This window comes from Halanaerobium hydrogeniformans (assembly GCF_000166415.1).
Lineage (GTDB): Bacteria > Bacillota > Halanaerobiia > Halanaerobiales > Halanaerobiaceae > Halanaerobium > Halanaerobium hydrogeniformans.
On the sequence record NC_014654.1, the window covers coordinates 667,893 to 681,471 of the forward strand.

Sequence of the window (13,579 nt, forward strand, 5' to 3'; positions counted from 1 at the left end):
GTTTTAAAAATGGAGCAAAAAGAAATTTTGAAGGGGATTATTCCCCCAATGATTACTCCTTTAAATAAAGATTTTAAAATAGATAGAAAATCTACTGAAAAACTTGTTGATTACTTAATTGATGGTGGTATTCATACTCTTTTTATACTTGGCACAACAGGAGAAGGCCCATTAATATCTAAAGCAGAGCAGTTTAAATTAGCAAAATTTGTTGTTGAATATACAGAAGGTAGAGTCCCTGTTATTGCAGGTGTTTCAGCTCCTTCTAGCCTAGAGGTCTTAAAAAATATTGAAAATTTAAATGAGAGTGGACTTGATGGCTATGTCAGTACTTTACCGTTTTATGATAAAACTAATCTAAAAGAAGAGATCAAACACTTTGAGATTTTAGCAGCTGAATCCGAGTTGCCGATAATTATTTATGACATTCCGGTAAAAGTTGGACAGAGATTGAGCGAAAAAGCTTTAGAAAATTTGGTAGAGGTTGATAATATTATAGGTTTAAAAGATTCTTCTAGTAATTTAAGAAATTTTAGGGAAAGAGTAGAGAAATTCAGACATAAAAAGGACTTTTCTTTTGCTTTAGGACATTCAGATATGATCGATATTTCTATTTATTTAGGTGCAGATGGTGTAGTACCTTCTGATGTTCATCTTTTTCCTGAATTGTGTGTAGAAATCTATAATAATGCTCAGAAAGAAGATTGGATTAAAGCCAGAAAGCTGCAATCTGAATTAAATAAAAAAAGAATAGAACTTTATAACAGCTTTCCAGCTCAAAGCAGAGCAAATAATAAGGTGTGTAAAAAACATCTTAAAGCAAAGGGAATAATAGCTTCTGATTATATAATGGCTCCCTATATATAAACACTCATACTTAAATAAAAGAGGTGATAGCAATTAAAGATTTAGATTTTAAGATTCCAAAAGAAATTAAAATTGGTTATGATAAGAGAAATCATTTGTCAGAATATCTAAAAGAGCTTAAAATAGATAAAGTTTTAGTAGTTATTGATAAAATACTTGAAGAACTGGGACTTTTAGATAATATTTGGTCAGAGTTTGATAAAAATAACATACAATATAGTATATATGACGAGATTAAGGGCGAACCAGGTATAAAGGATATAGATAATGCTTTAAAAGAATTAAAAGTTGATAGGAATTTTACAGGGGTTATTGGTATCGGTGGTGGTAGTGTAATGGATACTGCAAAAGTTTTAGCAGCAGCTGGAGAAATAAAAGGTTCAATAGTTAATTATATAGGTACAGATACAATTCAAAAAAAAGCTCTGCCTATGATAATGATACCTTCTACAGCCGGAACTGGCTCAGAAGCAACTCCAAACTCAATTGTCAAAAATGAAGAAGTAGAGAGCAAACAGGGTATAGTTAGTTCATATTTGATTCCAGATTTAGTTGTCTTAGATCCAGCTTTAACCCTCTCTCTACCTGCCAGAGTAACAGCAGAAACAGGTATGGATGCTTTTACCCATGCAGTTGAATGTTTTATTTGCAATAAATCAAATGAGATGAGTGATCTCTATGCATTAAAGGCGGTTGAATATATAAGCAAATATATCAGAAGAGCTGTTAAAAATAAAGAAGATAAAGAGGCTAGATATTATATGCTGTTGGCAAGTTTTATGGGAGGAGTAGCTATAACTAATTCTGGCACAGGTGGAGTTCATGCTTTATCATATCCGCTAGGTGGTAAATATGGAATTAGTCATGGTTTATCTAATTCTATATTACTACCTGCTGTAATGGACTTTAATTCCCAGGCAGTACCAGATAAATTTATTCAGATAGCTGAGGCAATGGCTCTAGATACTGATGGCTTATCAGAGGAGCAGATAGTCACTAAAGCAGTTCAAGAAATTCAGAAATTGATTGAAGATTTAGAGATTCAACTTGAAGATTTTAAAATAACTGAAGAATTAATTGATGATTTAGCAGAAAATGCAATGCAGGTAGAAAGATTACTCAATAATAATCCTATTGAGATTAAATATGAAGATGCAGTAAATATATATAATACAGCTTTGAAATAAAAGGAGGTGAGGTAATCAAAATAATTTAAGACTTGCTGGTATTTTCTTAACATTCAAAAAATAAGAGGAGGAAAATTTAATGTTAAAAAAGTTTAAAATTAAAAAAATGACTTTATTAGTATTGGCAGTATTTTTAATCACAGGGATTTTTGCTAGTAGTATGAGTGCGGCAGAAGTAAACTTAATTGCAGCAACTATTAATCGAGGAGATCATATTCATACTAGAACCTTAAATTATTTGGCAGAACTAGTTGAAGAAAGAAGTGATGGAAGATTAACAATGACAGTTTATCCAGATGCTCAACTTGGTGGAGCCGCGGAACTTTATGAAGGAACCATCGAAGGTGCAATAGACTTAGTAAGTCTTGATCCAGGCTGGTTTGCTGAGCACCATGAAGATTTTGATATTTTGGATTCCTTCTACCTATTTAGAGATGGTGAACATTATAAAGAAATAATGAATGAGCCCGGAAGATTATCATATTTTGAAGATCTTTTAAGAGAAAATCCTGGTTTAGAAACTATTTATTATGTTGGTGGTTTTGAAAGAAATATCTTAAGTACATTTGCTATCAATTCGATTGAAGATCTCGATGGACAAAACTTTAGAAGTAGAGAAGTTGCAGCAGAGATGGATTGGTGGTCTGCTTTAGGTGCAAACCCTATCCCAATAGCATATGAAGAAGTCTATACTGCTATTCAGACTGGTACAGTTGAAGGCTCCCAAAGTAGTATAAATGCTATTTTAGAAATGGGATTTGCTGAAGTAGCGGGCTATCTGGCTCGTACTCAGCATGTATTTAATATTAATCTTGGTGTTATGAATATGGATACTTATAATAATATGGATCCAGAGTTACAAGATATTTTAAAAGAATCAGCAAGAGAAGCACAGATGAGATTTATTGATGAAGCAATGGGAGAGCAAGATGATTTATTAGACCAGCTTGTTGCAGAATATGATGTAACAGTTACTTACCCAGATACTGCTCCTTTTGTAAATGCTTCTCAGGGCTTAGTTGTAGACAAAGCAGTAGAATTAGGGATTGAAGATGTTGTTGCTGAGATTTTTGATATTCAATAATTATTATATTTTAAAATATAATAATTAAAAATACACTGCTCATATGTGTGTTTTTAAGCACGCATATGAGCTTATAATACCCGTAACATAAAGTTTGATTTTAAAGGGGTGATTATTTGTGGCCAGTAAAGACAATAGGAAAAATCAAAGCATTTTAATTTCTATTGAAAAAATAATTAATAAAATTACAGATTACCTTGGTTATTTTGTAGCTTTTTTAATAGTTTTTATGACTACAGTTATGTTTGCTCAGGTAATTTTAAGATATGTTTTTGGTACTTCAATTCGACAACTCACAATATTAGTTCGTTTTTCTATTTCCTGGATGACTTTTGTAGGTTCTGCAATTGCATTGAAAACACAGGATCATTTAGAAATCGAAATTTTTCCTGAGTCTACACCAAAAATTATTCTAAAAATAAGAAATTTTATTGTAGATATTGTAACTTTTTTTGTAATTTTTATTTTGCTCCGGGTAGGTCATCATGCTTTTAACTTAGGTTTTGCTAAAGCAGAATTGGTTGATAGAAGAATTACTCAGGGCTATTATTATAGTTCTCTATTTATCGGTGCAATTTTGATGTTAATATTTTTTACATGGCATTTAGTTAAAAGATATATTATCAAAAATGAAAATTTGTTAGAAGAACATCAGGATAGAAGTTGTAATATTAAATAATCAAAATAGCTATAATATAGAAAGGAGAGATTTAATGATTTTAGGTGCTGTTGTGGGAATTTTTCTTGTCAGCCTATTATTAAAAGTACCAGTTGCCTTTAGTCTTATTCTGGCATCTTCCATTCCTGTTTTTTTAGATCCGGGAGTAAGAATTGCGATGATGACCTCCAGATTTTTTGCTCAGATGAGAAGTTTTCCTTTATTGGCAATACCACTTTTTATTTTATGTGGTAAGCTACTTGGAGCAGGTGGGGCAACAGATGATTTAGTATATATATCAAAGGTTTTGGTCTGGAGATTGAGAGGTGCCATGGCACAGGTTAATGTTGTGGCAAGTATATTTTTTGCTGGTATCTCTGGTTCATCAGTAGCGGATGTTTGTTCTATAGGTACAGTATTAATCCCAGGTATGAAAGAAGAGGGTTATAGTGCAGAATTCAGTGCTTCTATTACTGCTGCTTCTGCTGCCATAGGCAATATAATACCTCCAAGTATATTGATGATAGTTTATGGAGCAATAGCTCAAACTTCTATTGCTGCTTTGTTTTTGGGTGGTATAATTCCTGGTATATTAATTGGACTTATGCAGATGATTTACTGTTATTATTATGCTAGAACAAGAAATGTTGGTGGAGGAGAGTATAATAAGAAACCTACTATTGAGATGAAGAAAAAAGCTCTTAAAAAAGCTATATTTCCTGCTTCAATTTTTTTGATAATTATTGTAGGTATAACTAGTGGAGTATTTACTCCATCTGAAGCTGGAGCATTTGCGGTTATTTATTCTTTTGTTATAATCTTTTTTGTTTACAAAAAACGAAATATAAAAACTTATATAAATGTAGCCAGGCAGTCAGCGATTGATACGGCAACAATTTATATACTAATATGTGGAGCTTCATTTTTTGCCTGGGTTCTTACATATTACAGGGCAATGATGCCAATTGTTAACTTAGTACAAGGAGCTGGAGTTGGTCAGGTACCTTTTTTAATAACAATTGCAATTCTTTATGTAATTTTAGGAACTTTTATGGAGCCTGCTTCAGCAATGCTAATATTTGTGCCATTACTTAGGCCTATAGTAACATATTTGGCTATTAATCCAGTTGCATTGGGGATTATCACTGTAATGTCAATCAGAGTGGGAACTATTACTCCACCTTATGGATTATCAACACTTATGGCTGCAAAAATAGCAGAGGTTAGTGTGCCTAAGATGATGAAACATATTCTGATTTTACTTGGCTTTTATATGTTTGTAGTTTTTGTATTAATTTTCTTCCAGGATATTATCTTATTTTTACCTAATATCTTTCTTTAATTAATAATTAGGTATAAATTAAAAGGCTTTTAAAAGTGAGTGATAAATATGATAGGCCAAAAATCAAAAAGTAAACTCGATTGGGGATTCTTATTATTACTTTCTTCTTCTTATTTTTCAGGTACAATTATATTACAGGGTCTCCAATCTTTAATGCCTTTTTTCCAAAGTGATTTTAATCTTAGTAGAGCTCAGGTAGGGCTTTATTCAACTGCTTTTTTTATTACCGCAACTATAGCAGCTATTTATAGTGGTCAGTTGGTAGATAAAATAGGTAGCAAAAATGGAATGCTACTTTCTGGTTTGATGATGGGGATATTTGTTATTTTACATAGTTTAACATCAAGCTTTGCTATATTACTTGTTTTTGCTTCTTTTACAGGTTTGGGTTTTAGTGTAATTTCTCCTGCCTTAAACAAAGCGGTTATTGATGAAAGTCCACCTGATAAGGTAGGGCTGTCGATGGGTATAATGCAGTCTGGTGGAGGAGTTGGAAGTTTTGTTGGTGCTAGTCTTCTACCTGTTCTTGCAGTAGCTTATGGATGGAGATTGGCAGTAATACTAGCCGGGTTAAATTCTATTTTAATCTTATTTTTGGTGAAATTTAAATTACCAGATGATTTTGGAGTAAGTAATTATCAAAATGAAGACCAGGGTAATTTGTCAGAAAAAGTTAAACTTTTATTTGCTAATAAATCAATGCTTTTAGTCTGTTTTTTGGGGTTGATTCTGGGTACTTCATCTGGAACAATTCCCAACCATTACACTCTTTATCTAACAATGGATTTAGGATTCACACCACAGATGGCAGGTTTAATGCTTGGAGTATTACAGATTGGTGGACTTTTTGGCAGGATATTTTGGGCCTGGTTGAGTGATAAATTACATAGAAACAAGAGGCATTTAAGCTTTTTATATTTAATTATTACTATCAGCTTATTATACATATTCTATAGTTACTTTATTTGGCGTGCAGCTGCTCTGACCTGGTTAATTTTTATCTTTTCTTTTTTCTTGGGTACAGCAGCTATGGGTTGGATGGGATTATATTTTACTGTTGTCGGTGAACGATCAAGTTCAGAAATGACAGGTTTAGCAACGGGTTTATCTTTGATTTTTATTAGACTTGGAGTCTTAGTAAGCCCACCTGTTTTTGGTTTGATTGCAGACCAATTTGATCATTATAATTATAGCTGGCTTGTATTAGCTATATTTACATTTGTAGGTGGAATGATATTATATTTTCAGGAAAGAAAGATTTAATTTTAAATCTAATATATTTTCTATGGGAGGTGTTTTTTTGCTGCTTGAAAACAAAACTGCTGTTGTTACTGGTGCAACAAGAGGTATAGGTCGAGAAATCGCCTTAAACTTAGCAGAAGAAGGAGCAGATCTTGTTATCAATGGAAGAAATGAAAAGCTGCTTAAAGAAGTCAAAAGCAGCATTACTCAACTTGGTAGAGATTGTATTTATATTGCTGGTGATATATCTGCACAAAAAACCAGCAAGTTAATTATAAAAAGAGCTATTGCGAAATTTTCTAAAATCGATATTTTGGTCAATAATGCTGGTATCATAATAAGAGATTCAACAGAAGAAATGGATTTAGCTGATTGGAATAAAGTTTTGGCTGTTAATCTAAATGGAACTCTTTATACAATATTAACTGTACTACCTCACATGAAAAAAAAGAAAGCTGGTAAAATTATCAATATTGCTTCGAGTGCTGCTAAAAAACCACATGCAAATGCTTCTCCCAGTTATGGAGCCTCTAAAGCAGGGGTTGTTTATTTAACCAGACATTTCGCAGCTGAAATGGCTAAATATGGTATTTATGTAAATGCGGTTTGTCCTGGACCAATTGAAACAGATATGTCAAAAGATTGGAGTAAAGAATATAAAGAAAGAGTAATTAATAAAATACCTTTAAATAAATTAGGCACTCCTAAAGATGTTGCCCAAGCTGTTCTGTTTTTGGCTTCAAATATGTCTGATTTTATTACAGGTGAGTCGCTAAATATTAATGGTGGTTCATTTATGGATTAGTTTATCATTTTAAATAAAACTAAATTATAGAAATCATATTCAAAATTAGCTATATAAGGAGTTTTAATCATGAAAAATTATAAAATACCAAATAAATATCCTCATAATCATGCACCTAATCTATTATTATTAAGTAATGGTGATTTATTGTGTACCTGGTTTGGTGGTAGCTGTGAAGGTAAGGCTGATATTTCAATTCACTACAGTCGTTTAAAAAAAGGAGAAGTTAGTTGGTCTAAAGCAGTAGTATTATCAGGTGATGAAAACAGATCTGAACAAAACCCCATCTTATATGAAGTTAAACCCGGTCACCTTTGGTTGCTGTATACCGCTCAAATTGGTGTACATCAAGAAACTGCAGTTGTACGAATTAGAAGATCAGATGATTATGGTCATAACTGGAGTAAGGCTGAAGATTTATTCGAAGATGAAGGATTATTTGTTCGAAATCCACCAATAAAGCTTGAAAATGACGATATATTATTACCAGCTTATTACTGTCAAAAATCTGAAACAGGATTTTTGGGGGATGATTATAGTGTTGTGAAACTTTCTTCAGACGGTGGATCTACCTGGAAAGAAGTATCTATCCCAGAAAGCAAAGGCCTTGTTCATATGTCTGCTGTAGAGCTTGATAATAAAGATATTGTTGGTTTTTTTCGCAATAGAAGAGCAGATTACATATATAGAACTTTTTCAAAAGATCAGGGGATAACTTGGTCGGTTCCAGAGCCATTGGAACTTCCAAATAATAATTCCTCTATCCAATGCCTTAAATTGAAGAGTGGAAAACTTGCATTAGTTTATGATGATGTTAATAAACATATTTCTCCGCCTACAGTCGATATGCCTCCCTGGTTTGATAAAAAAGATATGGAGAATGTAGGTGTTAAAGAAGTTGAAAAACCAAGTGCAGTTTGGGGAGTAAAAAGGAATCCCTTAGTAATATCTCTGTCAGATGATGGTGGTAGGACATGGCCGCAAAAAAAAGAATTAATGACAGATGAAGGTTTAGAAGGGGAGCCAGAATTTTCTTATCCATCTTTAGTGCAGGATGATACAGGACTTATTCATATAGCATACACATATTTAAGAGAATATATTAGATATGTAACTATAGAAGAGAGTGAAATATTAGACTAGATTTTTCTGTTTAAAATGAACAAACAAAATATAAATTCTTTAAATAGCAATCCTTGGATGCTCATATGCAGCAATCAGGGGTTGTTATTTTAATTCATTCTATTAATTTTTAATTAATATATGAGCACCTAATTACAGAAAAAAGAGCATAATATCTGGTTGAGCATGCTTTTATAAGGAAATACTAGTAAAAACATTGATATTTTCTAGTAAATATTGTAAGATGATAATGTCTTCATATTATTTTTAAATTAGGAGCTGATATTTTTGACAGATAATGGTAATGGAGCACCGCAATATTATGATGAATACGAGATAGATTTAAGAGAGCTATATAGCCCCCTAACAGAATTGGAGAAAAAGTTTGAAAGTGATATACTCTAATTACAAGGGGGAAACACCAATGGCAAACAGAAAATATTCCGATGAAACTAAAGAACAAATTGTAAAAGAATGTCGCGAAATAGGTAACACAGCTCTTGTAGCAAGACGACATAATATTTCTAAGCATACTGTTTACAGCTGGGTCAAAAAAGCTAAAGAAACAGGATCAGTTAGATCTCTTCCTAAAGATGAAAAAAAGCAAATGAAAGAGATAGAAAATAGATTAAGTAAAATGAGCGATGAAAATGATAAGCTCAAAAAAATTGTAGCAGAAAAAGAATTAGAATTAGCGATTTTAAGGGAGTTGAGAGATAAAGTAAACCCCCGATAGCCCTCAAAGTTCAGATTGCATCAAAGTGGATAAATAAAGGGTATAAAATCTCTATTGTTTTAGACTTTGTTGGGCTTAATTCTTCCACTTACTACAGTAATATAAATAGAAAAACTGAGAGTGAAAGTACTAATAGCAGCAATTCCAATAATCCTCAAGGAAGACCTGTCCCTGGGTATTCTCTAACTGAATCAGGTGAAAAAATATCTGATGAACAGATTAAAGAATGGCTCTTAGAACTGGTTGCAGGAGATGGCTTCCCTTATGGTTACAGGAAACTTACAGTCTGTTTAAAAGAAGACTATAACTTGAAAATAAATAAGAAAAAAGTATACAGGTTATGCAAAGAACTGGATATATTAAGATCGCAAAGAAAAATCAAAAAATTTAGACCTAAAAAGATTGCAAAACAGGAAGAAATTACAGAACCAAATCAACTCTGGCAGATGGATTTAAAATACGGCTACATAAATGGAACAGATCAGTTCTTTTTCCAGATGTCAGTAATTGATGTCTTTGATAAGACTGTTATAGATTATCACCTGGGACTAAGCTGTAAAGCTAAAGATACCTGCAGGGTATTAAAGGCTGCTTTAAATAAAAGAAAGCTGTATAAAGGCATGAATTTGCCTAAAATTAGAACAGATAATGGACCACAATTTGTCTCTAAATTATTTGGAGACACCTGTGAAAAACTGGGGGTAGAGCATCAGAGAATTCCAGTTAGAACACCTAATATGAATGCTCATATAGAATCATTTCATTCGGTTTTAGAAAAAGATTGTTATTCAATTAATGAATTCAGTAGTTTTATTGACGCCTATAAAAAAGTCAGTGAGTATATGAATTATTATAACAACAGATACCGTCATGGCAGTCTTAATGATATGCCTCCAGCAAAATTTTATAAACTGGCTAAAGCAGAAAAAATAGTTGCTGAACCAGTACTCGCCTAAATCAAAAAATGAGAAACTAAGAATGAGCGAGCTTAACAAACATATTTTCCATATTTAGGGGGTTGAACCGAGATGACTTATGCTGATGTTAAGGATTTAATTGAAGATGTTGGCTATAAACCTGAAACTCCTCTAAAAACTGGAGTTAAGAGGTTTATTGATTGGTACAGAGAGTATTATGGATTTTAATCACTTCAAAAAATAGCAATAATTTCAAATATTTTAATCTCACTTATAAATTATCGCGTTGCATTATTAAAAATGTCTTAGTTTAAATTACAAAGTACATTTATTAGCTTTTTATTTTGACAAATAACATAAAAAATCAAATTAATTTAATATAGTATTTTTGAGTTATTATTTGCACTGCAGTGGAAAGAAATACAGTTAAAGTTTTTAAATCAGGCTTTGAAGACCCTATTGATTGATATAAGGAGAATCTATAATTTGATGAAAAATAACAAAAAAAGAATTTTGATATTAGCTAATTCGGGTAGAGATATATATATATTTAGAGGAGAATTAGTATCGAGATTGATAAAAGAAGGATTTGAAGTATATTTTTCTGTCCCTCAAAAGAACTCTAACAAGAAAGTTGAAGTATTGGAAAATATGGGAGCAAAACATATTAAGACTTATATTAATAGGAGAGGAATAAATCCTTTAGAAGATTTAAAGCTTATCATTGATTATAAAAATATAGTAAAAAAAATATATCCAGATTTAATTTTAACTTATACAGTAAAGCCTAATATTTATGGTAACTGGGTTGCAAGTTACTATAATATCTCTTCAATCATGAACATAACTGGGATTGGAACCTCTTTAAATTCAAAGTTAAAGTATTTTGTAAAACATTTATATAGTTCTGCTTGTAAAAGAACAGATATTGTATTTTTTCAAAACAAATCTAATTTAACTTTATTTCTAGAAAAAAATATGGTATCAAAAAATAAAAGTGTTTTAATCCCTGGGTCAGGTGTTAATATTGATAAATTCAAACCACTAGAGAAAGAAAGTAATGATAATAAGATTAAGTTTCTATATATAGGAAGAGTGATGAAAGAAAAAGGAATAGAGGAATATATTGAAGCTTCAAAACTATTAAAAGAAAAATATTCAAATTTAGAGTTTCAAATTTTAGGTTCTTTTGAAGAAGATGAATATGAAGAAATAATTGAAAAAACCTCCTCGGTAAAATTTCTTGGTTATTCTCATGATGTAAGACAAGAAATAAAAGAAGCAGATTGTATAGTTAATCCATCTTATCATGAAGGTATGTCGAATATTTTGTTGGAGGGAGCTGCAATGGCTAAACCTTTGATTGCTTCTAACATACCTGGATGCAAAGAGATTATTGAAAATAATATTAATGGTTTTTTATTTAAAGCCAAATCTTCTCTTCAACTACAAAAAAGAATAATTCAATTTATTAGCTTAAGTCCAGCAGAGAGAACTAAAATGGGAGAAGAATCTAGGAAAAAAATTGAAAAAGAATTTGATAGAAAAATTGTTACAAATGAATATTTAAAGAAAATAAATAAATTAATTTAAGAAGGGTAAGTTTTTAATGAGTAAAAAGATTAGAATTTCAAAACGAGAAAAGTTAATCAAACGATTTTTTGATTTTATAATTGCTAGTATTGGTTTAATTATTGTTTTGCCTATTATTTTAATAAGTTATTTAATTGCTTTAATTGAAACTAAAGAAAGTGGTTTTTTTACTCAAAAAAGAGTCGGTAAAAATGGGAAGATATTTAAAATAATAAAAGTTAAAACAATGAAATCTAATACTAAACATAATACTAATGTAACTACAAAAAAGGATCCCAGGATAACGAATTCAGGAAAATTTTTTAGAAAAACTAAAATAGATGAATTACCACAGTTGATTAATATTGTCAAAGGAGAAATGAGTTTTGTTGGGCCAAGACCTGATGTGCCAGAGATAATAAATACAATGAACAAGGATGATAAAGATATTATTCTTTCAGTAAGACCTGGGATTACCGGTCCTGCTTCTTTAAAATATGAAAATGAAGAAGAAGTATTAGCAGAAAAAGACAATCCGGAAAAGTATAATGAAGAGGTAATCTTTCCGAATAAGGTTAGGCTGAATAAAGAATATATAAGGAATTATTCTTTTTTTAAAGATATATATTATATTTTTAAGACAATATTTTTTTAATTTTAAAAAAGGGTGATATAATGCCAGAAAAAAGATCAATCCCACTTTCAGTACCCAATCTATCTATGGATATAGTTGAAAATATAAAAGACACCATAGAATCAGGCTGGGTATCCACAGGTGGTAAATTTATAAAAGAATTCCAGGAAAAGATGGAAAAGTACTTAAAAGTAGACAGAGCAGTAGCAGTTCAGAGTGGAACAGCAGGTTTGCATCTTGCTATGAGAGTTTTAGGAGTAGAACATAATGATGAAGTAATTGTTCCGACAGCTACCTTTATAGCAGCAGTAAATCCAGTTACTTATGTGGGAGCAGAACCTGTTTTTATGGACTGTGGAGATGATATTAACATAGATCCAGATAAATTAGAATCATTTTTAGCCAATCAATGTAAAATGGTCGATGGTAAAGTAATCAATCAGAAAACAGGTAGAGAGATTAAAGCTATAGTAGTAGTTCATGTCTTCGGTAACCCAGCTGATATGGAAAGAATAATGGAAGTTGCAGTTAAATATAATCTAAAAGTAGTAGAAGATGCAACAGAAGCACTGGGCTCATATTATACTACCGGTAAATATCAGGGGCAGCACTGTGGAACAATAGGAGACATCGGAGTTTATTCCTTTAATGCAAATAAGATAATTACTACTGGTGGTGGAGGACTGATGGTTTCCAACCACCCTGAGCTTTTAGAAAAAGCATCATTTTTAGGGGTTCAGGCTAAGACTGACCCTTTATATTATCAGCATGATGAAATAGGATATAATTACAGAATGACCAATATTCAAGCTGCTTATGGGACAGAACAGATAGACAGGCTGGAAGACTTTATAGTAACTAAAAAGAAAAACTATCAGCTTTATAAAAAAGCAATAGCTGAAATAGACGGTTTAAGTTTATTACCTTTTAATCAGGGAACAAGAGCTAACCACTGGTTTTATGCAGTAATGGTTGATCAGGATAAATACGGAATAGATAGAGATCAACTTTTAAGAAAGTTAAATGATGTTAATATTCAGGCCAGACCTCTCTGGGGACTGATTCATCAGCAGAAACCATATCTTGACAATCAGTCCTATCAGATAGAAAAGGCTCAATACTTTGTAGATAATTTAATTAATATTCCCTGTTCTTCTAATTTAACGACAGAAGAAGTGGATATTGTAGTTGAGTGGTTAAAAGAATTTAAAAAATAATAATGATACAGAAATTATTTCAGTTTTCTTAACTGAGTTAATAAAATTGAGTAACAACGATGAGTGCAGAAAGGTGTTTTTTTTGCAAACAAATTTCCGGTTTTTGCAATTTTATTAGTAGCTACCCAATAGCGAAAAATTAAAATAAATTCTGGGCTCTTTTGAATGTCCAATAATATTTTACACTTTTCGTTAA

Annotated in this window: 12 protein-coding genes; all 12 read left to right on the top strand. The window is 31.5% G+C overall.

All coding sequences use genetic code 11. From position 1 onward, the window contains the following. The first annotated feature begins 9 nt into the window (after positions 1–9). The 12 genes from HALSA_RS02875 to HALSA_RS02935 all read left to right on the top strand — a co-directional run bounded on the left by HALSA_RS02875 (position 10) and on the right by HALSA_RS02935 (position 13,383). Positions 10–867, top strand: a complete 858-nt coding sequence (locus HALSA_RS02875; RefSeq protein ID WP_013405132.1) for a dihydrodipicolinate synthase family protein — start codon at positions 10–12, stop codon at positions 865–867. Positions 868–890: 23 nt separating this feature from the next. After that, on the top strand, positions 891–2,054 hold the full coding sequence (locus tag HALSA_RS02880; protein ID WP_013405133.1) for an iron-containing alcohol dehydrogenase: 1,164 nt from the start codon (positions 891–893) through the stop codon (positions 2,052–2,054). Positions 2,055–2,133: 79 nt separating this feature from the next. Then, complete coding sequence (locus HALSA_RS02885; RefSeq protein WP_013405134.1) at positions 2,134–3,138, top strand: TRAP transporter substrate-binding protein; 1,005 nt, start codon at positions 2,134–2,136, stop codon at positions 3,136–3,138. A gap of 118 nt (positions 3,139–3,256) precedes the next feature. Beyond that, entirely contained in the window at positions 3,257–3,817 is a 561-nt protein-coding gene (locus HALSA_RS02890; RefSeq protein WP_013405135.1) for a TRAP transporter small permease, read from the top strand. Between the two features lie 34 nt (positions 3,818–3,851). Continuing rightward, entirely contained in the window at positions 3,852–5,138 is a 1,287-nt protein-coding gene (locus tag HALSA_RS02895; RefSeq protein WP_013405136.1) for a TRAP transporter large permease, read from the top strand. Between the two features lie 48 nt (positions 5,139–5,186). Next, on the top strand, positions 5,187–6,401 hold the full coding sequence (locus tag HALSA_RS02900) for an MFS transporter (RefSeq protein WP_013405137.1): 1,215 nt from the start codon (positions 5,187–5,189) through the stop codon (positions 6,399–6,401). 37 nt (positions 6,402–6,438) lie between these two features. Then, positions 6,439–7,185 (top strand): SDR family NAD(P)-dependent oxidoreductase, encoded by a 747-nt coding sequence (locus HALSA_RS02905; RefSeq protein WP_013405138.1) that lies wholly within the window; start codon positions 6,439–6,441, stop codon positions 7,183–7,185. A 69-nt stretch (positions 7,186–7,254) separates the two neighbouring features. Further along, positions 7,255–8,328: a sialidase family protein gene (locus HALSA_RS02910; RefSeq protein ID WP_013405139.1), complete on the top strand. Its 1,074-nt coding sequence runs from the start codon at positions 7,255–7,257 to the stop codon at positions 8,326–8,328. Positions 8,329–8,731: 403 nt separating this feature from the next. Further along, positions 8,732–9,999, top strand: a protein-coding gene (locus HALSA_RS02920; protein WP_095522092.1) for an IS3-like element ISHahy4 family transposase whose coding sequence is annotated in 2 segments (ribosomal slippage) — positions 8,732–9,032 and positions 9,032–9,999 — 1,269 coding nt in all. Because the reading frame shifts where the segments join, the coding sequence is not laid out codon by codon here. 450 nt (positions 10,000–10,449) lie between these two features. After that, positions 10,450–11,553, top strand: coding sequence for a glycosyltransferase family 4 protein (locus HALSA_RS02925; RefSeq protein ID WP_041595733.1), 1,104 nt, complete (start codon positions 10,450–10,452; stop codon positions 11,551–11,553). Between the two features lie 16 nt (positions 11,554–11,569). Further along, positions 11,570–12,187 (top strand): sugar transferase, encoded by a 618-nt coding sequence (locus tag HALSA_RS02930; protein WP_013404664.1) that lies wholly within the window; start codon positions 11,570–11,572, stop codon positions 12,185–12,187. 20 nt (positions 12,188–12,207) lie between these two features. Beyond that, positions 12,208–13,383: a LegC family aminotransferase gene (locus HALSA_RS02935; RefSeq protein ID WP_013405141.1), complete on the top strand. Its 1,176-nt coding sequence runs from the start codon at positions 12,208–12,210 to the stop codon at positions 13,381–13,383. Positions 13,384–13,579 lie beyond the last annotated feature (196 nt).

Excerpts from the sequence above, each read along its gene's own strand:
- HALSA_RS02875 (WP_013405132.1), top strand. The coding sequence starts at position 10 with ATGGAGCAAAAAGAAATTTTGAAGGGGATTATTCCCCCAATGATTACT.
- HALSA_RS02885 (WP_013405134.1), top strand. The coding sequence starts at position 2,134 with ATGTTAAAAAAGTTTAAAATTAAAAAAATGACTTTATTAGTATTGGCA.
- HALSA_RS02895 (WP_013405136.1), top strand. The coding sequence starts at position 3,852 with ATGATTTTAGGTGCTGTTGTGGGAATTTTTCTTGTCAGCCTATTATTA.
- HALSA_RS02900 (WP_013405137.1), top strand. The coding sequence starts at position 5,187 with ATGATAGGCCAAAAATCAAAAAGTAAACTCGATTGGGGATTCTTATTA.
- HALSA_RS02910 (WP_013405139.1), top strand. The coding sequence starts at position 7,255 with ATGAAAAATTATAAAATACCAAATAAATATCCTCATAATCATGCACCT.
- HALSA_RS02925 (WP_041595733.1), top strand. The coding sequence starts at position 10,450 with ATGAAAAATAACAAAAAAAGAATTTTGATATTAGCTAATTCGGGTAGA.
- HALSA_RS02930 (WP_013404664.1), top strand. The coding sequence starts at position 11,570 with ATGAGTAAAAAGATTAGAATTTCAAAACGAGAAAAGTTAATCAAACGA.
- HALSA_RS02935 (WP_013405141.1), top strand. The coding sequence starts at position 12,208 with ATGCCAGAAAAAAGATCAATCCCACTTTCAGTACCCAATCTATCTATG.